General features: G+C 41.6%; 17 protein-coding genes and 1 tRNA gene. 12 read left to right on the top strand and 6 right to left on the bottom strand.

From position 1 onward, the window contains the following. Nucleotides 1-22: 22 nt before the first annotated feature. A complete protein-coding gene (locus BDI_RS12645) occupies nucleotides 23-1,441 on the top strand; it encodes a calcineurin-like phosphoesterase C-terminal domain-containing protein (RefSeq protein WP_011966884.1) in 1,419 nt (472 codons plus the stop codon). A gap of 239 nt (nucleotides 1,442-1,680) precedes the next feature. Further along, nucleotides 1,681-2,952 (top strand): ATP-binding protein, encoded by a 1,272-nt coding sequence (locus BDI_RS12650; RefSeq protein ID WP_005861286.1) that lies wholly within the window; start codon nucleotides 1,681-1,683, stop codon nucleotides 2,950-2,952. Nucleotides 2,953-3,711: 759 nt separating this feature from the next. Here BDI_RS12650 and BDI_RS12655 read toward each other — a convergent pair. Then, nucleotides 3,712-6,633 carry a DUF6383 domain-containing protein gene (locus BDI_RS12655; protein ID WP_011966886.1) on the bottom strand — a complete coding sequence of 974 codons (2,922 nt, stop codon included), beginning with the start codon at nucleotides 6,631-6,633 and terminating at the stop codon, nucleotides 3,712-3,714. Nucleotides 6,634-7,913: 1,280 nt separating this feature from the next. Between BDI_RS12655 and BDI_RS12660 the strand changes: the two genes are divergently transcribed. The 6 genes from BDI_RS12660 (at nucleotide 7,914) to BDI_RS12685 (ending at nucleotide 13,464) form a co-directional block, all read left to right on the top strand. Next, the gene (locus tag BDI_RS12660; protein ID WP_011966887.1) at nucleotides 7,914-9,182 is read left to right on the top strand and encodes a site-specific integrase; all 1,269 of its coding nucleotides are present in this window, start codon (nucleotides 7,914-7,916) and stop codon (nucleotides 9,180-9,182) included. Further along, a complete protein-coding gene (locus BDI_RS12665) occupies nucleotides 9,179-9,904 on the top strand; it encodes a helix-turn-helix domain-containing protein (RefSeq protein WP_011966888.1) in 726 nt (241 codons plus the stop codon). The genes BDI_RS12660 and BDI_RS12665 overlap by 4 nt, the downstream gene beginning before the upstream one ends. A gap of 93 nt (nucleotides 9,905-9,997) precedes the next feature. Beyond that, nucleotides 9,998-10,975, top strand: coding sequence for a phage/plasmid replication domain-containing protein (locus tag BDI_RS12670; protein ID WP_011966889.1), 978 nt, complete (start codon nucleotides 9,998-10,000; stop codon nucleotides 10,973-10,975). A 443-nt stretch (nucleotides 10,976-11,418) separates the two neighbouring features. Next, the gene (locus tag BDI_RS12675; RefSeq protein ID WP_011966890.1) at nucleotides 11,419-12,063 is read left to right on the top strand and encodes a GIY-YIG nuclease family protein; all 645 of its coding nucleotides are present in this window, start codon (nucleotides 11,419-11,421) and stop codon (nucleotides 12,061-12,063) included. A gap of 51 nt (nucleotides 12,064-12,114) precedes the next feature. Further along, entirely contained in the window at nucleotides 12,115-12,393 is a 279-nt protein-coding gene (locus tag BDI_RS12680; protein WP_011966891.1) for a hypothetical protein, read from the top strand. 66 nt (nucleotides 12,394-12,459) lie between these two features. Continuing rightward, nucleotides 12,460-13,464, top strand: coding sequence for a hypothetical protein (locus BDI_RS12685; RefSeq protein ID WP_011966892.1), 1,005 nt, complete (start codon nucleotides 12,460-12,462; stop codon nucleotides 13,462-13,464). Between the two features lie 99 nt (nucleotides 13,465-13,563). Here BDI_RS12685 and BDI_RS12690 read toward each other — a convergent pair whose 3' ends face one another. The 4 genes from BDI_RS12690 to alaS form a co-directional block, all read right to left on the bottom strand. Continuing rightward, nucleotides 13,564-14,136: a hypothetical protein gene (locus tag BDI_RS12690; RefSeq protein WP_009018341.1), complete on the bottom strand. Its 573-nt coding sequence runs from the start codon at nucleotides 14,134-14,136 to the stop codon at nucleotides 13,564-13,566. Between the two features lie 1,230 nt (nucleotides 14,137-15,366). Continuing rightward, nucleotides 15,367-15,441: transfer RNA gene (locus BDI_RS12700), tRNA-Pro, on the bottom strand. A 36-nt stretch (nucleotides 15,442-15,477) separates the two neighbouring features. Further along, a complete protein-coding gene (gene aroB, locus BDI_RS12705) occupies nucleotides 15,478-16,539 on the bottom strand; it encodes a 3-dehydroquinate synthase (protein ID WP_005861282.1) in 1,062 nt (353 codons plus the stop codon). A 154-nt stretch (nucleotides 16,540-16,693) separates the two neighbouring features. Continuing rightward, nucleotides 16,694-19,315 carry an alanine--tRNA ligase gene (gene alaS / locus BDI_RS12710; protein ID WP_005861281.1) on the bottom strand — a complete coding sequence of 874 codons (2,622 nt, stop codon included), beginning with the start codon at nucleotides 19,313-19,315 and terminating at the stop codon, nucleotides 16,694-16,696. A 98-nt stretch (nucleotides 19,316-19,413) separates the two neighbouring features. On the opposite strand from alaS, the gene BDI_RS12715 reads away from it, so the two are divergent. From BDI_RS12715 to BDI_RS12730, 4 genes are all read left to right on the top strand, one after another. Beyond that, entirely contained in the window at nucleotides 19,414-20,397 is a 984-nt protein-coding gene (locus tag BDI_RS12715; RefSeq protein ID WP_005861279.1) for a M23 family metallopeptidase, read from the top strand. Nucleotides 20,398-20,411: 14 nt separating this feature from the next. After that, nucleotides 20,412-20,768 carry a MerR family transcriptional regulator gene (locus BDI_RS12720; RefSeq protein WP_005861277.1) on the top strand — a complete coding sequence of 119 codons (357 nt, stop codon included), beginning with the start codon at nucleotides 20,412-20,414 and terminating at the stop codon, nucleotides 20,766-20,768. A 79-nt stretch (nucleotides 20,769-20,847) separates the two neighbouring features. Beyond that, nucleotides 20,848-21,249: a DUF3127 domain-containing protein gene (locus tag BDI_RS12725; protein ID WP_011966895.1), complete on the top strand. Its 402-nt coding sequence runs from the start codon at nucleotides 20,848-20,850 to the stop codon at nucleotides 21,247-21,249. Between the two features lie 6 nt (nucleotides 21,250-21,255). After that, entirely contained in the window at nucleotides 21,256-22,206 is a 951-nt protein-coding gene (locus tag BDI_RS12730; RefSeq protein ID WP_005861273.1) for a calcium/sodium antiporter, read from the top strand. Between the two features lie 138 nt (nucleotides 22,207-22,344). Here BDI_RS12730 and BDI_RS12735 read toward each other — a convergent pair whose 3' ends face one another. Further along, the gene (locus tag BDI_RS12735) at nucleotides 22,345-24,171 is read right to left on the bottom strand and encodes a RagB/SusD family nutrient uptake outer membrane protein (protein ID WP_011966896.1); all 1,827 of its coding nucleotides are present in this window, start codon (nucleotides 24,169-24,171) and stop codon (nucleotides 22,345-22,347) included. Nucleotides 24,172-24,179: the final 8 nt, after the last annotated feature.

Genomic DNA, 24,179 nt, shown 5'->3' on the forward strand with positions numbered 1-24,179 from the left:
TCAAATCATAAAAAAAATTACGATGAAGAAACAATTCTTATCATTCACGCTTTTACTTGCGTTATCCACTTGGATAGCGCAAGCCGCTACCGTAAGAGGCACTGTATCCGATACGGCAGGCAAACCGCTACAAGGCGTAGTCGTTACGGATGGTTATAATTTCACGCAAACAAATGAGCGGGGAGAATATAGCCTAGATTCGAATCTGGACAAAAGCCGCTTTGTCTACCTCTCCGTACCGGGTGACTATGAGATCGAGCAAACAAAAGGTATACCGGATCTTTTCTATCAGCAACTTGATAAAAGTAAGGAGATCAATGAATATGATTTTACGCTCACCCCTAGGAAACAGCCAATCGACGGGTTTGTCTACTTGGCAATCTCCGATCCTCAGACCATCGACGAACGGCAGATGAAACGTTTCCGTGAAGAGACCATCCCCGACTTGAAGCAGACTATAGAGCGCTACCAAGGAAAAGAGGTCTACGGTATGGCGCTGGGAGACATTACTTGGGATCGCATGGATTTATTCACTCCTTATAAGGAAGCGGTCTCGGTCTTAGGCATCCCGATGTTCTCCGTGATCGGCAATCACGACCACGACTTACGTTACCCGGCCTTATCCAATCAAAAGGTAACCGAGGAGAGCTATGCGGAGCGTATCTACGAGGATCATTTCGGCCCTTACAATTATTCGTTCAATGTCGGGGATGCACATATCATCACCTTAAAAGATATTGATTATTATAAAGACAAGAAATATGACGAACGCTTCGGAAAGGAACAACTGGAATGGCTGAAAAACGACCTGAGTTACGTTAAACCCGGGACACTTGTATTTATCAACGTACATGCCCCGGTATTCAACCAGACGGATAAAGGGGGAGGAAACGCCGAGGACGCTGAGAGCCTGAAAGAGATCGTCGGCCCTTATAATGTCCATATCTTCGCTGGACATACGCATTTCTTCGAGAACAACCAAGTCACACCGAATCTGTACGAGCATAATATCGGAGCCGCTTGCGGAGCTTGGTGGGCCGGCCATGTAAATCGGTGCGGCGCCCCGAACGGTTATCTGGTCGTTGAGGTGAAAGGGAATGCCGCTACTTGGTATTATAAGGCAACCGGCCATGATTCGGATTATCAATTCAGGGTTTATAGGCCGAATGAGTTCAAATCGCAAGCGGATTACCTAGTGGTGAACGTATGGGATTGGGACCCGACCTACCAAGTTACATGGAGCGAAAACGGCATAGAGAAAGGTCGCATGGAGCAATTCGATGATGAAGACCAAGACTATATCGACATGCACGGAAAACCTTCCGGATATCATACATCGCACTTATTCCGTTGCCACCCTTCTGCCGGAGTCAAAGACGTACAGATCAAGGTTATCAACCGATTTGGCGAGACCTTTACTAAAAATGTAACACTCCCGTAATCAAATCGTAACAAGTGGCATTTACTTTTGTATCGATAAAATGTAGAAAACTCTCATTACATATTAATGTTAGAATCATTACAAAGGAACAAACCAAACCTTATTCCTAACTTTGAACGGCAACTCGGCTTTCGGCGGAAGGCGGTTGCCGTTATTTTTTTGAGGATATATCCCATTCTTAACGGGAAAAGTTTCGAGTTCATTCGAAACTTTTGTACTTTTACGCAAAAGTTTCGAGTATGGACGATAGATTTAAGACATTAGAGAAGTATAACCTATGGGGTGGAAACGATTTTCCAACAGGCTATAAACGGCAAGATTATTTAGATAGGATATTATCCTACACCGGAAACAGATTAATCAAAGTCTTGGTAGGACAGCGACGTGTAGGGAAAAGCTATCTCCTTCGTCAGTTAGCTAGCCATCTCGCCAATAGTGGAGTAAATCCCCGAAATATATTCTTCATTAACTGTGAGCTATCCGCCTTCTATTTTTTGAAAACCAATGAAGATCTTGATTCCCTGTTTAATCTCTACTTAAAACAAATAAATCCTCAAGGTCGTATCTATCTGTTCATTGACGAAATCCAAAATGTAGAGGGATGGGAACGCTTCGCCAACTCATACTCACAAGACTATACCGCCGAATATGAGTTATTCATTAGTGGCTCCAACTCTAAAATGCTATCTGGAGAACTCGCCACGTTATTAGCCGGACGTTATGTGGAATTTGCCATCTATCCTTTTTCATACACAGAGTTTCTTGGAATCACCCAAAAAGAAAACAACAAGGTACACTACCTAGAATATATGCAAAGTAGTGGTATGCCTGAATTATACCATCTATCTCAACCAGAAGTACAAAGAAATTATATATCCGCATTAAAAGACACCGTATTACTACGTGATATCATACAAAGACAAAACATAAAAGACGCTAAGTTGCTTGAGGACATTTTTGTCTATCTGGTAAATAACGCATCTAATTTAATATCAATTCGGAATATCACCAATTATTTCAAGAGCTCGGGAAGGAAGACCAGCTATGATACGATCGCCTCCTACATTAGTTACATAGAGGACACTTTTTTGGTACATAAAGTCGAGAAATACCAAATCAAGGGAAAGGAGACCATCGCCGGGAATTGTAAGTATTACATCAATGACCTAGGTTTCAACAATTATTTATATCAAGGCTTTGGCTACGGCATTGGGTATAAACTAGAAAACCTCATTTATCTAGATTTATTAAGGGCCGGCTATCAAATATACGTAGGCAGCATAAAGAACAAAGAGGTGGATTTCGTCGCTATCAAAGGAGAGAGGGTTATCTATCTCCAATCCACTTATTTACTAATCGACAAAGAAACCATCGAACGGGAATATGCCTCGTTAGAGGCCATTGAGGATAATTACGAGAAGATCGTTGTCTCGCTCGATGATTTGCCGCTTCCTTCCAAAGAAGGAATAAAGCACGTACAAGCATGGAATTTATCCCATGCCATTCTCTAAAATCAAGGTTTGTTTTCGGATCTAGCCCTTCCTATAAGCTCACAAAAAAAGCACCTTGGCATTTTGTCAATTTGTAAACTCAACTGCCCGAGAATCACTTTTTTCGGGCAAACGTACAGCTTATCCCCAAATACGAGAAAAAATATTAGCAATCATTTGTCTTATACGGCATTAGTTAAAAACAGCCTTTTATCCTAGCGAATTTAATTCATCCTAATTCATATCCTATAGCTTATCCGGGCTATCTCATTGAGTTACGACAGGGATATAACAGGGTTACGATGCCCATTCATGAGTACTAACAACCCTATTCATGACTGTTTACGATGCCCAACGGCACTACTGTCGTTGCCAAACACGACTAGTCGCACTGCCTTTTACCACCTATCGTGTGTAAAAAGTGGTCCTTTTGCATGAAAAAGGCTATTTATACCCCTCCGATCTCCCCTACTTCATACCTCTCTCAAAAAGGGTATGTCACGATATCCCCCTTATATCAATCAAAAAGATCGAATACCGTCCATTTCACCAACAAAGCCCTTATCTACCCTTATCAACAAATAAGGGGAAACAGCGCAATACTGTCTCCCCTTGCCTTTGATCCGTTTCCATCCTCACGGAAGTACTTACGGATGAACTTTAATTTATTACTTTAGTATTAATATTAATCCATTCCCGCTTGTTCGCCCTCTCGGGGTACTTGGATAATCCGCACGGGAATGATTTTCGATTTATCTTTTCATTATTCCTTTACATGTCTTATTTAACGACCACCTTTACAGTCTCGTCGCCAACCGTTACAAGAACGATTCCAGCAGGAACAGCGATCGTAGCGTTATCGGAAGTGACAACTGTCTCTGCCAACGGCATACCCAACAAGTTGCGAACATAAGCCGTCTCGCCTTGAGCGCCTTGGATCGTTACGGAACCGGCGTTGCCGATCACTACGACAGAAGAAGACGCAGAGTTATCGATAGACTCATTAGATGTAGGATTACCCTCACCTACTGTTACCGGCAACGCTTTAGAAGTATCAGAAGTAAAGCCTAACTTACCGTTCAACGCATACAAATATTTTGTAGGTTGGTCTACCGGTCTCACCGAATAACCGGCATCCAACTTCGTGATATAAAATTTGAAGTTATTTATACCTCCAAGGCAAACATCTTCCTTAGCTTCTGCCGCAACAACCACATTCTTTCCGTTTACAGTTGTATTGATCGTATCGACACCTGCTAAAGTAGCCGGACGGAAAATGGCTTTAACATCTGTATTCTGATCAGCTTCAGCTCCATAAGTACCTTCCAAACCATAGTTCTCGTCATAAGTAAACTTAGCTTGAGCCTCATTCCAATAACGTAATGAGTCTTGAGCGAAATACAAGAAATTTCTTACCGGAGCAACGGAGTCACCTTCAGCGATACCTTTAGAGATATAGAAAGAAGGAAGCTCTGCCTTGCTATCCGCCGTATCCAACCAGAAAGTCAAACCCTCCGCGCCAATGATACCCTCAAGGATACCATTCTTATTTTCCTTCAAGGAGATCGAACCTTCCTCACTATCCAATGTCGCATGTCTCGGAACAGCATCCAAGCTAGCACCCATCTGGAAGAAATCTACCACTACTTTCGCATAATCCGCCTTTTCCGCACCAACTAGATCTTCATCGAAGCTAGGAGTATTCACATCCACTTTCAACATTTTAGCGTCAGGCTTGACAACTTCATTATAATTATCGGCAGCCTCGTCAGCGTCAAGAGCCTCATCCAAGCAGATTACGGAATAAGTGCCGTCAACATTCTTCTTGAATACCAAGCGAGAAAGATAGTCCGCTTTCTTATCGTTGTAATCAACCAACTTATAGTCGGAACTCTCATGCTTCAAACCCTTCTTATCGTCAACCAAATAGTAAGCTTGAATAGTCAACATATCCGCTTTCTTCTTAGCCACCTCGTCATCCTTCAAATAGATGTACTCAACATTATTTTTAACAGCCTCTGCCTTCTCCAAGCTCCAAGCGTAGCTCTTAGCGGCATCACTTACCGGCTCAAATTTAGAACCATCGGTATTATAGTTCATATACACTTTCTCTACGGCAACAGAGGACTCGCCATTAAATACCAACTGAGCCTTTTGCTTCAATTGAGCGTCAGAAAGAGCCAAGAAGCCATCATTAGCGCTTACGGCAACTAATTTGATATTCTCGGCAGGAATATCACCAACCGAAGTCTTTACGGCTTGATAAATTCCAGCCTTGTCTGTCTTATACAAATTAGCATTAAACGTTTCATTCGTCTCAAGATTCTTAAACGTAACAGCACCGGAACCCTGCATACTTACAATTACCCATTGTGCAACAGGAGCCTTCAAGTCAACCTTAGCAGGAGCCAAAGCCTCGTTAGAGAAAGAAGCGGTAGCACGAGCCTCTTCAGTTTTCGCATACGTAGAAACCAAATATTTACCATACAAAGACTCACCTTCTTCACCATCGGCAGGTTTAGTTCCTGTGAAGTAGATATTATAGATAGCGGCACCGTCAGTCTTCAACAGATCAGAAGCCTTTGCCCATGTATTTCCTGTAGTCTGGGCCAAGGAAAGCTTATCAGTGGAACCCTTCGTAGTGATATAAGTCTTCAAACCACCAGTGGTCAAGGAATAAGCTCCTACATAAACAGTTAACTCTGAACCAAAGTTCTCATCTGTGCCCTTCGTTACCTTCACACCTGTCATCTTGATCGTATATTGACCAGCCTTGTTTGCCAAGTCATCTTCAGAAACACCATAGATAGCGTTCATGAAAGCGATCTTACCGTCTTTCTTAACATTGGTAGCGTTCAGTTTCTCGCCCTTTACGGTAGTGAAACCGAAACCCTCACCTTTAGCAGCATCCAAGCTCGTGATACCGAAAGTAGCGTTCGGGTTCAATACGATGAAAGTAGCGGCTTTCAAGTTATCTGCGGTTACACCACCCTCCTTAGCCAACTTCAAACCAGCGGCGTTAGCTACAACGAAACACTCGCCGGAAACCTCAGTCTCACCTAACTCCAATGTAGAATTAACAGTAGAAGCGTCGATAGCGAACATCTGCTCTCCAAACGGATTCACGTCAGCCTCGGAAGCGGCGTTCGGGAATTTAAAAGAGAACCCCTTACCGGAAAGATTGCTGTTCAAATCACTAGAGGTTGTTCCTTTTTTAGCGATAAGCATTTTTGCTACATTTGCGGCAGTAGCCATATCATAAGCCAAAGGTTTACCTCCTAATGTAATTTTATCATCATTATAGTTATCATCGGTATTATTGTCATCATAAGTAAACCAACAATAACCTTTCTTCACATCATCCTCGCTAGCGGCCTCAACAAACGTGGATCCTTCCTTACCATAAACCACCTTTCCAGCAGCGTCTACCAGTTTAAACATCAATTTACCATTCTCGGTCTTTACGCCTGTAACCGTGAAGACACCAGCTTCGCTTTCTGTAACGGTATTCGCAAACTTATAAGCAGCGTCCGTCACTTTCGCTGATTTCAAGAAAGATGTACCCTCTTCATTTCCCAAATAGACTTTCAGACCTTCTGTTGGCTTAGCTTCCTTCTGAGAATAAGTAGTTCCATCCGCAGCAAACGCCACACCTGCCATAAGCAAGAACGACGCAAACATAGTAGAAATTCTCTTGTTCATAATCTCTAATTTAAATATTAATAATAGTGTTAATTAAATATCTCTCAACTCTTTAATTATCCTTCGCCATACCAAAACGACTAGTCTAGACCATCATTTAGATCTTGCGTTTTTGAAGAGAGAAAACGGGAGGTTTGTTTACGGAATCGGTTGTTTCGTAAAGGATAGGCTATCCTATTGATAAGAAAGCGAATAAGGGATGAAAAAAATAGCTCGGAAGGGTTGCAGGTATCAAAGAAACGCGTACCTTTGCAAATGACGAATTAAAACGATCGTTTATACTAGCCGTTTTATTAGATAAATCAGTCCTTGATATTATTGGTATGTATTACTAAAGCCTATTCATATACATCATATTCTTTAATGTACGTGTACATATATAATATAATTTCCAAAAATCCTCCTCTAGGTTAACGCATACTTGATTTCGCAGGCCGTAGAAGGCTTTCCAAGTGATCAGTTATTCACTTCCCGAGCCGTTAGTTAGCGGCTATATATAGCCGCTAGTTATTCATTCGACAAGCCGTTAGTTATTCACTTCAGCAGCCAATGGCACTCTATCAAACAGCTAGGCCTCCCTACTCCGATAAACAATCGTGCCCCAAAAGACTTTGAACTCACAGAGCATGCACCGATAAGTCGGCACTAAGCAACCATTAACAGAAATAATGGCTAAAATAGGCTGGAATGACCGCACTAAATTCAAACGGAAATATATCAATTTTAATCTATTGTCATGATTTAAGGCTATCCCCCATGAATATCGGATGAGTCGGAATTTCTACTGCCTCATTGTTTTAGGAAAGTGATAAAGAGCAAAAAAAGGAGTTAAGCCATAGACTTAACTCCTTTTCTCTCAGCTTTAGTCGGGATGACTGGATTCGAACCAGCGACCACACGCCCCCCAGACCGATACAGACAGTCAAGCGAGCAGCATCCAAATGCTCGTCTTTCGAGCAGAAAACTATGGTTTTATGCGGGATTACACTAGTATTCCCCTATTTCCTCTCGAAGAAATAGGAGAAAACAGCAAAAGAAAAAAAATAACATACTAATAATCAAATAGATATTTTTCACATAAATCTATCGCTAATTGCTTTAGCTTGCATAAGCAAGCCTTTATTATTTTAGGAATATTTTAGGAAAGAAAACATAGATCAGCCCATAAATAGCTAAAAGTTAAATATTACTAACAAGGTATCACAACTATAACTCATTTAAAGCAATCATATAAAATCGGCTCATTATTTTTGCGGTATAAACTTTAAAATAATAGAATCATGGCAACATTGAAAATAGTGCTTCATACAGCGAATCTAAGAAAGGATGGTACTTATCCTGTATCACTAAGAGTTATCAAGTACATGAAAACAAAATACTGCTCTACAGGGTTATATGCACATCTAAGCGAATGGGATGAAAGAGCGGAGCGTTTTGTTAACAACAAGAAAATCTGTCCAATGAACAAAGAATACAATGCAAGAATTATTGAATTAGTAGCAAGGGCACAAGCGGTTATCCTTCAATTCGATCGGGATGGTATAGATTGGACGCTTAATCAATTCGAAGAAGAATTTACCCATAAAACAAAAAAGGGGAAATTTTTAGATTACGCCAACAAGATCATAAAGAATTTGAAAGAGACTGGGCACAATACCACTAGTAAAATATATGAAGCGGTTATTCACAACTTATCATTATTTGATCCCAAACTAAAGAGTAGGCTGTTGCAAGAAATAGACATAAAATACATCCATGCCTACAATTCCTTTATGGAAAAACGAGGATGGGTCGGTAATACGAGGTTACATGAGATGAAAACTTTAAGAGCCATATTGAATCGAGCTATATTGGAAAAAGAGTGCACCGCCAATTTTTATCCTTTTGGGAAAGGAGGATTCCCTATCTCCTCTTTAGCGGAGGAGACACGCAAAAGGTATCTCTCTGAGGAATCGCTCAAAAAACTGATAGGCACAAAATCGAATAACAAGAAAAACGAGGAGGCCAGACTTCTATTCATTTTCTCCTATCTATGTTTCGGCATGAGCTATGTAGACATGGCTAACTTGAAAAAAGATAATATCATTACAGAAAACGGGAAAGAGTATATTATATATAAACGACATAAGACTGAGCATAACAAAAACGCAAAATTCATTAAAATACCTCTAGGCAAAGACCTAAAGGAAATACTCGAGTGGTTCTTTAACAACAGCAAGCTATTAGGCGACCATATACTTCCATTGATGACAATAGATTGTACTGGGGACAAATTATACGATCATTTACAAAGAAGACGTGCGAAATACAACAATTACCTTAAACGTTTGGCTACAGAATTTGAGCTGCCAGAGAAGATCACAAGCTATGTGAGCCGTCATTCGATGGCTATGACATTACAAGATGATGGAACACCAAGGGAGATCATCAGCCAAATCATGGGACATAAGGACTTGAAAACGACGAATGTCTATCTAGACAGCTTTGGTAATGAGAAAATTGAAGAAGTTACGAATAAATCTCTCTATAAAAATAGAATAGCATTATGAGAATAGCGGCTTATGAAAATTTCATCACTAAATTATTGATGAATAACAAATGCATGGATATAAATGAGATCGATAAGTATATTCTCCGAACGACCTCTAATAATTACAATCTAGTAAAAAAACAACTAGATAGAACAAACAAGCTGTTAGAAGAAAGATACGAGCGATACGGATGCCTAACAGAAGAAGATAATGTAGAGGCATTAAAGAAAGGATATTACGATCTTGGGAAAATTGGATTAACTTTGGAAGAAATAAGAAAGAAAATTGCTAAATTCCAGATAGATAAAGAATCCCCAATGGGTATTCAGATCGAGAAGGACTGGAATTTCGCAACATTCTTATTACAAGATCTTTTGCAATTAGAGAATATGAATCTAATAACTTATTCAAGGCTATTAGAAGAGAGATTATCAGAACTATCTAAAAATAAGACAAATAAAAAGACCTATAATAAGCCTAACAACAAAGAAACAACAATAAAAACAAATAGCCCAACTACTAATTCTAGTGACATCATGACTATTGATGAGATCTGCGCATTATTACATCTATCAAAAAGTAAGATCTATCACATGGCTTGTGCACATGAGATACCTCATCACAAACTAAACCCTAGTAAAAAAGGGCGACTGTATTTCTTTCGTTCAGAAATAGAAGAGTGGCTAAGAAATAAACGCATTAGAACTGTCGATGAGTTCTTATTACAATTCGAAAATTAATAATAATAAGATAATAAGATAAGAATCATCAATGATTTATTGATTTCTATTGATCTATAATATTATATATAAAGATAGAAAGGAGTAAGAAATATGTATGATAGTATTCATTTAGTGATAAAGGAGAGCGATTTGGACTCTCCTTTATCCTTTTTAGAGGAGATTCCATGTAAGATTGATCTAGATAAAAGGAAATGCACTCAGTATAGTGTTTTTGGTCATATAGAAAAGATGAGTGTCATGGTCTACGGTGCCACTCTCTCTATTTTGGGAAGTCTATCTACTTGGAATAAGGGGAATAATATCTATGGGATAGAGTTCAAAGATATAAAAAATGCGATTGATTCTTTGGGGAAGTGCCTTGGTGTCCCTCTAGATAAAGCCATCGTTAAAAGGATCGATGTCGGCCAATCTTTTAAAATGGATTTTCTCCCCCATCTCTATTATCCTAGCTTATATCATCTAAATAAGTTTGGAAGATCTGATCTAAAAGTTACTTCTTTATATTTCGGGAAAAAAAGTAAAAAAGAAGATGGCGGTAATTTAGCTCTTGTCTTCTATGACAAGAATGCGCAGCTAAGGAAAAAGGGGGATAGCTATCCGTTGGTACAAAAGTCTCTCAATTTATTGAGGTATGAATTTAGGATAAAGGATACAAAAACTTATTTTAGGCGTGATATACGTTGTTTTGAATTGTTTTCAGCGGATTTCTATCGGAATGTGATTCATTTATGGTATAGCATGTATTGCGATATTGATAAACGGCTAGAAATACTTGAGGAGCTTTATAATCCTAAATTCAATGGAGTAAATGAACTGAATGATTCTTGCGTAGCTTTATGTATCCATGCATTTGATATAGAAAAAGCTATCGAGATAGCTTCGGAGAAAGGAATGATTACGCCGCAAAATAAACACAATGTCCTAAAAAGGGTAAAAAAGATAAAGGAAGGGCTGGTTAATTTAAATCTGGGACCTTCCTTGATCGATGAATTGAGCGAGAAAATAGAGGCCGAATATAAAAGACAGCTTGAGGAGCTGGAAAAATACAACGATTCATTGCCTAGTTAAAGAAAATATATACTTTTGTTCTGTCCGTAAGGAACGGGCAGGGCGTTTAAGATATTATCCCTATTGTTTGGAATCTGGACAATTTCAAAATATGATGGGGTTAATAGGCGGCAACGTCCACGTTTTGTATATACATGCTTCTCAAAGCCATGTAGATATAGGCGTGGACTGTTACGTTTATCCATCATATTGGGCAGTCCAGAGCCTCAAACATAGGATAAACTAGCAGTTCCACGCTCCTTATTTGTAACCTTCCCCTTTGGAGCTGAGAGGAAATTCACTGTATTACTCGTAATTATCAAATCTACAGATAAGTATAAAGGTCGCACTTTTATCTGTAAGCTCCTACTATAAGACTAGAAAAATCAGATAATTTTGTTTTGGTAGGAGGAGTATATAAGATGATTACCAGGTAATACGTTGATTAATGCTATTATTTCAGTATGAGAAACATGGATGAGGAAAACTATGGCATAGTCTATGCCTTGACCAACCCCGCTATGCCAGGGCTTGTAAAGATCGGTATGACCTCAAAGCTAGAGATCGATCAAAGAAAAAATCAGTTGTATTTCGGTAGCAGTGGGGTACCATTGCCTTTTGAATGCGTATACGCATGTAAGGTAAAGGACTTCGAGAAAACAGAGAAAGCGCTTCATATCGCTTTTGCTCCCCACCGGATCAATCCTAATCGGGAGTTCTTCAAGATGGAAGTAGAAAGGGTAATCGCTATATTAGAGCTATTGGGGCCTAACAACGCTATCAAAGAGGTGGAAGAGGATTTAGAGGCGGGAATAAGCGATCAGGAAAGGTCTGCGAGAGAGAGCATGAAGAAAAGAGCGCCTTTTAGTTTTGAGAGAATGATGATCCCTGTCGGTGCCAAGCTAAATTACAGGGATGACGACAGCATAGAGATCGAGGTGGCAGAAAAAAACAAAGTGATATACAATGGTGAGACCATGTCTTTAACCGCAGTGACAAGATTATTTAAACCTTATGTTGTTCATCCTACCCCTTATTGGACTTATGAGGGCAATAAACTCTCTGATCTCTGGGAGATTTCATTAGGAGAATGTTGCTCTGAGGAATAATTGGGCTGATCTTTATTCCATAAAAAGAGTATATCTATTAAAACAATCATTATGGAAAAAGATCTTGAAAGGAGAATTGTCATAGAGCGCCTAAAAAAGGCGGGGATAGACGATGAAAGAGCCAAGGAGTTCCTTCAAGTAATCCCCGCAAAAGAGGCGTATGAGAATCTACGCAGGAATGAGATCCTAAAGAGAGTGATCGCCGAGATCGGTTTGAAAGAGGTTGAGAAAGGGGCGAAAAGAATGGGAGTGACTATCGATGAGTTTGCCAAGGAGTTCGACCGAGGGGATTATACAGGTAGTTTACAAGTGTTATCTAAAAAGGATTAACATGATAACTGAAATATTCGGAGCAAAATAAATACTGGTTATTAACAAGGAAAAACGACTAAAAACATGGAAGATAATAAGCTTTTAAGATATGAGGCAGAAAAGAAAAGCCTGATAATCGCATTCGTCTTGACATTCTTCTTTGGGCCCTTTGGCCTATTATATACATCTTTCTGGGCGATGTGCGCAATGCTTTTCATCCTATTCCTAATTGTTGCTGCTGGAGGCTGGGCTGGAATACTAGCCTTGGGGCTAGGAGGATCCCTTATTTATTGGGGTATATGTGTCATTATAGGGGTATTTTCCGCAAACTCTCATAATCAAGAACTATTAAGAAAGATCATGAATGAGGGACAAATAACGAATAAAGAGAAAACCCTAAACGCAGAGATTAGACCTATAATAAATAAAGAGATAACAGAAGAAACAAATGTAATCAAATCGCAAAACACAGTATCAAAGGAAGATATAAACACCAAATTCGCAGATAAGTGGATAATGTATTGTTTACTCTTCGCAGGTATAACACTCACTTTCTACTATTTTTACCACATAGGTATCTTTGATTGGTTTCAAGAAAAATCCCAATCTGACTATATAAAAAACGAGGTTACCATTGGAAAGACATCTGGAAATTCAACAGCGGAGAAAAAGCCTGCCATACTTTCAGATACGATTCGGCTAAAAACTGATAGTGTATGCTTGAATATGAATCCTTTCACTTACAAAAGTGGACTTTTGATAACAAAAGTAGGAGGGAAAATCAAAGTATCTAATGAATCAGATTTAGGCGCATACATATATTTACAACTCAACATCAAGAATATTGGAGATAAGAGCTTTTCTGACAAAATAGAGGTATCTTGGAAAGTAAAGGAGAAAGGGAGTGACGTAATTAGATTTACAGGTTCAAGTTATCTTTATTTTGATGCTGCGATTAAACCCGGAGAAACGTGGGCAAAAGAAGTACAAGTGCTAACTTGCACTCCTCTTTACAACGACAAGCTAACTTTCTCAATATCAGCGGATGGTATACCTATGGAAGATATCACTATCAGACCCCGATATTAAACAATATAAAGATTACCTACGACAATGCTTTAAATAGGATAACCGATTTAACAATAGCAGATTAAACACTAGTGGGAATAGCATGTAATATTATTCCCACTATCTGTCTTTAAAAAATTTAAACAAAGTATTTAGATTGATTCCAATCCCTCCCACGTTTGGCTCAAGAATTAGTGTATCATTAAGTATTTTACCAACGCCACCTTTAAGCTCTTTCTTTACTCTAAAATCTTGAATAGCTTTCTTTTCTCTAATATCTTGAAATATCTTCTCAAGAAGTACTACTACATCTTGAGGATGTTGACAAATTTTCCGTATTTCTAAGAATATAAATTTGTCCTTGGGAATATCCATTCCTTTAATTCGCTCATTATCTCCATCTATAAAGTATTTGGGATGTAGAGTAGTTATCATTAACGCAGGCAATAACTCCAATGGGTCTATACCATTTATAGATTTCCAAGACATTAATTCTGAATAAAAATGACTTCCTGCCATTCCTTGTATAACTACAGAATTATTATTAGCAGCAAATTCTGCTATTTTATCAAAATTTTCTCTCAAAGTATTACCTATAGGTTCATCCCAATTGTAATAGTCTAAAATATACAAATAATAACTCTTATAAACATTATCAGGAATTTCTGCTAATGTATGAATTTTCAATCCCATATTGTCACCAATTTTATAGAGCAAATATAGGAAATTTATATAAATCAATGGTAGAATCTTCAATCACAAATTAAGAAAACCATAAAAAATATAGATAGGATAATTATTTCAGCAGAGACACAAGAACATGACAATAAAGACACCAATACCATGATTAAAGAAAGACATTCTCTCTTCAGAAAAAATAGTTTCATAGAAAAATCCTAAAAGAGTCTTAAAAAAGAGACTGTTTATGACGAAGAAGACAACTTTAGGGACAAGAGATGGATTTTGACTTCGTATGATCAAAGCAGGTCTAAAGAAGACAAAATAAGAAAAGCGACTTCTAATGAAATCGCTTTTGAAGAAAAGGACCAAACTACATTCTTACCTTGTAGTTCTTCTGTGAACCCTCGTAAGGATCATCTTGAGAAGGCGCAACCTCCTGTTGCCTATTCTCAATGTTCCTTTTCAGAGCGTAAAGATACATTGAAAAAGTCATTGGAACAATAAATTGAGCATCTTAATCCTTGCATTTCTATGACGAAGAAGACAACTTTAGGGACAAGATCTGGGTATTAACTTCTTTCGACTATAGCAGGCCTAAGGAAGATAAAATAAAGAAGAATCTCGATTGCACTTATCCTGGCAATTCCGTATTTCAGCGTGTCCTGGACCTGGGTGAGACAAATTCTCTTTTCGGCTCCATCGATTCTTCTTATAAAAAGGGAAGTCGGACGAGTACTATAATTCCTCACACTCTTTCCTTTTCTGAGCGTAAAGATACGTTGAAAAAGTCATTGGAACAATAAATCGAATCTCTAGATCTCGAAAAACAAAAATATTAAGACCAATTGATACAATCTTAAAAGATAGAAACAAAAGATATATCAAATTTGACTCCAACTGGGAATAAAGGGGGTATAAACAAAATCATCTATGAAGATGAGAATATCTACTTAAAGAAACAGAAAATCGCTAAGAACAAAAATAAACAGTATTTCCACCACAGAAAATTTAATATACAAGATAACCCCACTACAGGAAAATCAATGAATCTTTGATTATTCGTTGCTCAGACCAAATAAAGCTCAGACCTTTATCTCAAAATCAATTATCTTATAAACATGAAAAGAGATAAAACAAAATTGCATTTATTTGCACAGACCAACAGCCATTGTTTTAGGAAAGTGGTAGAGAACAAAGAAAAAGGAGTTACGCTTATCAGCATAACTCCCTCATTCTTAACAGTCGGGATGACTGGATTCGAACCAGCGACCACACGCCCCCCAGACGCGTACTCTAACCGGGCTGAGCTACATCCCGCTTTTATTTTACGGGTGCAAAGGTAGTTTTTTTCCGTTAAATGCCAAAACTTTCACGATAAAAATCAAGAGACTCCAAGATTTTTTCCTTGGTGACCGATTGGTTGATACGGACATCCCCTACATTTTTCAGTAAAGTGAAGTTGATGATACCGCCCTCATTCTTTTTATCATGTGTCATTAACTCATATAAGGTATCGTAGTCCGTGCAGTCAAAGAAGAGCGCCGGATAATACTCTTTTATATAATAAACGACTTGACTCAATTTCTCCATCGGGAAGCCACACAGCTTATGCGAGAGGTAAAGCTCGCTCACGATACCCGCCGCTACCGCATGACCATGCAAGATCGGACGCATTTTCAGGAAAGACAAGCTCTCGAAAGCGTGGCCGATCGTATGACCGAAATTCAATGCCTTACGAATACCTTGTTCCTTGGGATCTTCCTCTACGATCCGCTCTTTCACGGCGACCGACTGGCCTACCAAACTATTCAAATACGAATAATTCATGGTGTCGATATCAAAAAGCATGACAGACGCATAATTCTCCATCGAACTAATCAACCCGTGCTTGATCATCTCCGCATAACCGGAAAGGATATTATCGCGATCCAACGTGCGCAAAAAATCGCAATCGATGAATACACACAAGGGGGGATAAAAAGAACCGACCTCGTTCTTCAACCCATTGAAGTTTATACCCGTCTTACCGCCAACCGCAGCATCGACGGACGCCATCAAGGTCGTAGGGATATTGATCGTACGGATGCCCCGCTTGAAAGTAGCGCCGGCAAAACCACCCATATCCGTAATCATACCGCCGCCCAAATTCACCAGCAAGGAGTTACGGGAAGCCCCCTCATTCGACAAAGCTGTCCATATCTGGGCTAATGAGACAAAACCCTTATTCATATCACCCGCTTCCATCACGAGAATCGGCGCCTTTTGAAAGGCCGGTATATCCTCTACCAAGGGAAAACATTTCTCTTTGGTATTCGTATCCATAAGGATGAACAACTTATCGTATTTTAGAGAGGAGAGAAAATCTTGCAGTTCCGATTTCAGGTCCTTGCAAATAACCACTTTTTGCTCTGACATATCTTTTTTATTTAAAACCTTAGACCACAAAGGTAAAACATGTATTCCGATTATCAAAACGACATAAAAAAATTCCTTCGGATGGAATTCTTATTCGATCCGAAGGAATCTATCATTAAGTCCGAAAGAAAAGTCAATTTCTTCCGAACCGATTTTACTGTACTCCAACAGCCTCTTTCACAGCGCCAACCGCAATGGAAAGGCCCTCCATGTTCTTACCGCCGGCCGTAGCGAAATGGGGTTGTCCACCACCACCGCCTTGGATATGCTTAGCGGCCTCTTTTACGATCTTACCGGCATGCAAGCCCTCTTTCACCAAATCATCGCTTAACATAAGCATGAGCGTGCATTTGTTATCGTCTATGATACCGGCAACAAAGACAAAGCTATCGGTTGTCTCCGCCTTGATCTGGAAAGCCACGTTCTTCATAGCGTCCGCATTTGCCTTACCAACGAACTGCATAACCTTGATACCATTGCTCTCCGAAGCTTTCGCCACGATCTCCTCTTTCAAACGCATAGACTTCTCACGGATATAATCCTCGATCTGTTTCTTCATCTCGGCGTTCTCCTCGATAGACTTTTTCATCGCTTGCGCCAAATTCGGCATATGGTTCATCAACGCACGCAACTCACGGATCAGATCTTGCTGGGCATATACGAATTGCTCGGCGCCCTCGGCCGTAACCGCCTCTATACGACGGACTCCTGCGGCGATAGAGCTCTCTCCTATCACGCGCAAAGAACCGATCATACCGGTTGCCGGGATATGCGTACCACCACATAGCTCCACGGAGCTTCCGTATTTCACGACACGTACCTCATCGCCATATTTCTCACCGAACAAAGCCATAGCCCCTAGCGCCTTTGCTTCGGCGATCGGCATATTGCGATGCTCTTCCAACGGGAAGTTCGCACGGATCTTCTCTCCAACCAATATTTCCACCTTACGGATTTCCTCGTCCGTCACTTTCTGGAAATGAGAGAAGTCGAAACGTAAAGAATCAGGCGAAACATACGAACCTTTCTGCTCTACGTGCGTACCTAATACCTCACGCAACGCCTCATGCAAAAGGTGCGTGGCAGAGTGGTTACACTCACACTGGATACGCTTTTTCACATTGATCTTCGCGGTAAATGTAGCCGTTACGTCCTTCGGTAGTTTAGTAACCAAATGAACCGGCAAATTATTCTCTCGTTTCGTATCGATCACGTCGATCTTCTCGTCGTCGGCGATCAACCAACCCGTATCACCGACCTGTCCACCCATTTCCGCATAGAACGGGGTTTGATCCAGAACGATCTGGTATAATACTTTATTCTTTTGTTTGATCTGGCGATAACGCAAGATCTCTGCCTCGCATTCGAACAAATCATAACCCACGAACTTACATTCACCGTCTTTCAGCGTGATCCAGTCGCCTGTCTCGATAGCGGCGGCGTTACGGGCACGCTCTTTCTGCTTCTGCATAGCCTTATTGAACTCCTCGATATCGGCTTCCATGCCGTTCTCACGAAGAATCAATTCCGTCAAGTCCAACGGGAATCCGTAGGTATCATATAATGTAAAGGCATCTACGCCATTCAAGACCGTCTTGCCCGCAGCCTTCGTCTCCTCCATTTTCTTATCCAGCAAACGGATACCGGTTTCCAAGGTACGAAGGAAAGATTCTTCCTCCTCCTTGATAACCTTCTCAATCAAGGTTTTCTGAGCGATCAATTCCGGATAAGCGTCGCCCATCGTCTCGATCAATACGGGCAAAAGCTTATACATAAACGCTTCCTTGCGATCCAAGAACGTATAACCGTAACGAACAGCACGCCGCAAGATACGACGGATTACATAACCGGCCTTAGCGTTGGAAGGCAACTGTCCGTCCGTGATAGCGAAAGCGATCGTACGGATGTGGTCGGCGATCACACGCATGGCGATGTCTTGCTGTTTATCCGTACCGTAAGTCGTACCCGCCATTCCCGCAATTACCTTGATAATCGGTTGGAATACGTCCGTATCATAATTTGAGGTCTTACCCTGCAATGCCATACACAGACGCTCGAATCCCATACCGGTATCGATCACCTTAGCCGGCAGCGGTTCCAAAGAACCATCGGCCTTGCGGTTGAATTGCATGAACACAAGGTTCCAGATCTCGATTACCTGCGGATGATCCTTATTTACCATATCGGCGCCGCTAACCGCCGCACGCTCCTCGTCCGAACGAAGGTCGATATGGATCTCGGAACAGGGACCGCAAGGACCCGTATCCCCCATTTCCCAGAAGTTATCATGTTTGTTACCGTTCAGAATATGATCTTTCGGTAAATATTGCTCCCAATAACCAGCAGCTTCGTTATCACGATCTAAGCCTTCAGCGGGGCTTCCCTCGAATACGGTGGCATATAAACGCTCCGGATTCAGCTTCAATACCTCTACCAAGTATTCCCAAGCCCAGTTGATCGCCTCTTTCTTAAAATAATCTCCGAACGACCAGTTTCCGAGCATCTCAAACATCGTATGATGATAGGTATCATGTCCTACCTCCTCTAAATCGTTATGCTTACCGCTAACACGAAGACATTTCTGAGAGTCCGCGACACGAGGATACTTACGGGGCACGTTGCCCAAGATAATATCTTTAAACTGATTCATTCCCGCGTTCGTAAACATCAACGTGGGGTCACCCTTCACCACCATTGGAGCGGAAGGCACGATCTGGTGTTCCTTAGAAGCGAAGAATTGCTTGAAGGATTCACGGATTTCTTTTGCTGTCAACATAATCTATTTATATAGTTCTCGTTAATATTCTGAAAAACAATTTGCAAAAGTACTGCAAATTATTATTTTTGCGTGCATTCAGATAACAAAAAATGTAGATGAAACTCTTTAAAAGTCGCAAAACATACTATTTATACAATCCGAACACTCTCAATTATGAGCGTGTATACCCATCTAGCAAAGACCGGCTGTTCACCGTTCTCCGCCATTTAAGCACCGGAATAGCGTTCGGCGTAGCCACTTTTTTCGTCATGATGCATTTGGTGGACTCTCCGATGGAATCTCAGTTACGTAAGGAGAACCGCCTATTGCAAACTCAATACGAGGTGCTTTCCCTTCGCTTAAATAACGCGTTAGACGTATTGGATGATATCCAACAGCGTGACGAGAATCTGTACCGGGCGATCTTCCAAGCCGAGTCCATCCCCGAGTCCGTTCGGAAAGCCGGGTTTGGAGGGACAAACCGTTACGAGCATTTGATGAGCCTGTCCAATCCGGAGCTTGTTGTCTCCACGACCCAAAAGATGGATATGCTACGTAAGCAATTATATATCCAATCCAATTCCTTGGAAGAACTGATCTCTCTAGGAAAGAACCAAGAAGAGAGAAGTAAATGTATCCCGGCGATCCAGCCGATTTCCAATAAGGATCTGCGTCGTACCGCTTCCGGCTATGGCGTACGTATCGACCCGATTTACCGTACACCTCGTTTCCATTCCGGAATGGATTTCTCGGCTAAAGTGGGAACGGAGATCTATGCGACAGGTAATGGCGTTGTCACTTTCGCCGCTTGGAAACAGGGATACGGAAATTGTTTGATTATCGATCATGGCTACGGCTATCAGACTTTATACGGTCATATGAGTAAGTTCAAGAAACGTGTCGGACAAAAGGTTACTCGTGGAGAGGTGATTGGCGAGGTTGGAAATACCGGGAAATCTACCGGCCCTCACTTGCATTATGAGGTAATCGTACGAGGGAAGTATGATAACCCATCTAAATACTATTACATGGATCTCTCACCTGAGGAATACGACCGTATGATCCAGATTGCCGAGAATCATGGTCAGGTTATGGATTAAACTTCATTAGCAGTATGAGTCTAAAAAAGAATAAAGATCTCAAACTCTATTTTTCCATCAGCGAGGTGGCGCAGATGTTCGACGTGAACGAGTCCACCCTTCGCTTTTGGGAGAAGGAGTTCGATATCATCAATCCAAGGAAGACGAGCAAAGGTACCCGTTTTTACAAGCAGGAGGATATCGACGCGGTACGCCTCATCTACCATCTGGTTAAAGAGAGAGGGATGACCTTGGCCGGCGCACGGCAAAAACTGAAGGACAATAAAGAGACGACGATCCGGCAAGAAGAGATCGTAAACCGCCTGAAACAGATCAAAGAAGAGCTGTTAGCTATGAAAGACGCATTCGATGCTTTTGCCCCGAAAGTGTGATTATTCTGTTGATAAAACCAGAACAAAACCGTACCTTCGTCCCCAATTAAATAAAACATAAGCAAATAAAATACAAGACATGGAAATTACAGGAAAAATTATTCAAGTCCTACCGGAAGTAGGCGGTGTCAGCAAAGCCGGAAACGAATGGAAAAAACAAGAGTACGTATTAGAGACACACGATCAATATCCCAAGAAAGTATGCTTCCAGATATTCGGAGCGGATAAGATCGCTCAAGCGGCCATTCAGCCGGGCGAGGAATTGACAGTCTCTTTCGACATTGACAGCCGTGAGTACCAAGGCCGCTGGTTCACCAGTATCAACGCATGGAAAGTAGACCGTCCGATGGCGGCAGCTCCTCAAGCCGCTCCGATAGGAGTAACTCCGGATAATTTCGCTCCGGCTTCCGCTCCTACGGCTCCAGCCTCATCCGCTCCTGATTTCGGACCGGCCAATCCAATCGATGATTTGCCATTCTAAAGACTAATGGATATCGTATTACTAATTGGCGGTTTACTACTAATTTTAGTCGGGGCTAACGCCTTGACAGATGGTGCCGCCTCGGTAGCCAAACGCTTCAATATTTCCAGCTTAGTAATCGGGCTAACTATTGTGGCGTTTGGGACTTCCGCACCGGAATTAACGGTCAGTGTCGTATCCGCCTTGAAAGGAAGCTCGGATATCGCTATTGGTAATGTAGTAGGAAGCAATATATTTAACGCCTTGATGATTGTCGGCTGTACGGCCGCTATCGTACCGATCAGCGTCACGAAAGGTACGTTGAGCAAAGAGATCCCTCTTTGCGTGCTTGCCTCAATCGTATTATTTATTTGTGCGAATGACGTTTTGATCAACGGCGCATCGCACAATAGTATCAGTAGTAGCGATGGAATGTTACTATTATGCTTCTTCGCCATTTTCCTTGGCTATACATTCGCGATCGCACATAATAGAGAGGAAAATGGAGAGAGCACGATTAAAATAATGCCCATTTGGAAAGCGAGTTTATTCATCATTGGTGGATTGGCTGGTTTGATTTACGGAGGACAATTTTTCGTGGATGGAGCTTCTGGTATCGCCCGTGGACTGGGTGTCAGCGAATCTATTATCGGTTTGACTTTAGTGGCCGGAGGAACCTCTCTTCCTGAGTTAGCGACTTCCGTCGTGGCCGCATTAAAGAAGAACCCGGAGATGGCGATCGGAAATGTTATCGGTTCCAACCTCTTCAATATATTCTTCGTATTAGGTTGTAGCGCGACAATCACGCCGATGAACATACAAGGCATTACCAATCTGGATTTGGGCGTCATGATCGGTTCATGCGTATTGCTTTATATTTTTGGCCTTTTCTTCAAGAAACGGACCATCACTAGGCCGGAGGGAATCCTATTGATCGCTTGTTATATAGCTTATATAACTTATTTGATTGTCGGCTGATAAAGCTTTTATAAAACAAAAGTGTAGCGAAGTGCTACACTTTTGTTTTATAGCAGAAAGGAAGTGCCGGTACAACGTCCGAACAACGTCTGAAGTTTCCGGCAAGCTCCTCCCCTACTTTTCAATACTAAACTTAATTTACTCCCAGCCTGGGGTAGTCTGTTTCAAGACAGGACTTGCATTCAACTGGTTCTGCGGGATCGGGAAATAAGTATATTCCTTATCGGAAGGATCTTTCTCCTTATTCCACCAAGCCTCACCGAACTTACCCCAACGGATCAAGTCCACGCGACGGCGACGCTCGCCCAAGAACTCGCGTCCCCACTCATCCAAGAATTCCGCATCGGTCAGTTTGGCAGGATTAGCTACATAACTGTACTTGCTCCATTCCTCGGTGGGATAGTTTCTAATGCGCACATAATCCAGTAATTCAGCGGCTTTCGCCTTATTTCCTTCTCTGTAATAACATTCAGCCAAGGAGTAGTAGATCTCGGCCAAACGCATCTCCGGCGTGGATTGAGAACGGAATAACCCGTCGTGATCTGGCAAATAAGGGAATTTGTTGAAACGGATACCGGAATTCTCCTCACCGGTCGTAACCTGCGACTTCTTAGCGATCACATCCGCGTCATTGCAAATGAAATAACCACGCTCGGCCACCTCCTTCATGTAAGTGATAAAACGAGCCTTATAAGCCTCATCGCTCTCACCGTCTTTCTTCTTCAACTCTGCTTGCTCGGAGAAACGACCGACTTGGTCTACGAATACCAAAGGAACACCGGCATATTCCTCAGAGCCGTTCACGTACTGATCCGTGAAACCATATTGTTTGGACTTGTCGTACTGCATTTGCATGCCTTGCAAGAAGAAGCCCTCATAACCGCCATTTGCATCGGTGGTATGGAACGGAATCACGCGGTAATCACACTTAGCGTATTTTTCGAACGGATTACCCAACCCGCTGGCGAATTGGTACACGTTTCCTTGGAAATCGCGGGAAGGTTGCAAGTGAATACCGTTGTTACCTCCTCCATCGCTACCTATCGTCTGAGCTGCGGAATAGTGCATTCCGTCTGCCCACATCGTCTGTTGCTCCAAACGACCGCGCTCGTGCCAGAACTCAAACAAGTTCTCAGGAGACTGGTAGCCATTGATACCCGAACGGAACGGATCACGGTAATCAGACTGATTGATGCTATAGGATCCATACACGCCATTGATGATATCCTGCGCATACTTCTTACAGTCGGCCATACGATCCTCTCCAACCCAAACCTTCGCGTTCAAGTACAAGCGAACTAGCAAACCTGCCGCAGGGCCTTGCGTCCAACGACCGATACGTTTCTCCTTAGGTAAGGAAGGAAGCGCATCCTTCAATTCAGACTCGATAAAATTGAACACATCCTTAGCCGGGCTTTGCGCAACGATCTCCTCCGCACCCTGCTGCTCAGTAGCGATAGGCACCTCGCGGAAGAAATCCAGCAAGAACATGTAGTACCAAGCCCGCAACACACGTAAATCACTGAAATAAGCGGCTTTCTCCTCATCGGTCACACCGATCGAACTGAAATCTAACGTATTGAAGTCGCGCAATACGGTATTCACCTGGCTGATACACTGGTACGACTGTACCCACCCTCCATTGATCTGCGCCTGGATATAATTCCATTTGTGCTCATGCAAACGAATCCACATACCATCGTCATACCCATGGCGACCCTTTTGCGTCCATACGAAATGATCAGCGGTAAGCTCCTGTAATTTCCAGATGTCACCACGCCATGTCACGTTATCACTATGTTCAAAGCATCGCACCACGGCCGCCTCTACCGAAGCCTTATCCGTATAATAGTTGTCTTTCGTCAAGTCCGAATATATCGTCTCGGTCAAGTCCGTGCAAGATGTCATCGCCAACAGCCCCAATGCACCTACCGTACCGCATACTATAGATTTGATTCTTTTCATGTCTATTT

The sequence above is a fragment of the Parabacteroides distasonis ATCC 8503 genome (genome assembly GCF_000012845.1).
GTDB lineage: Bacteria > Bacteroidota > Bacteroidia > Bacteroidales > Tannerellaceae > Parabacteroides > Parabacteroides distasonis.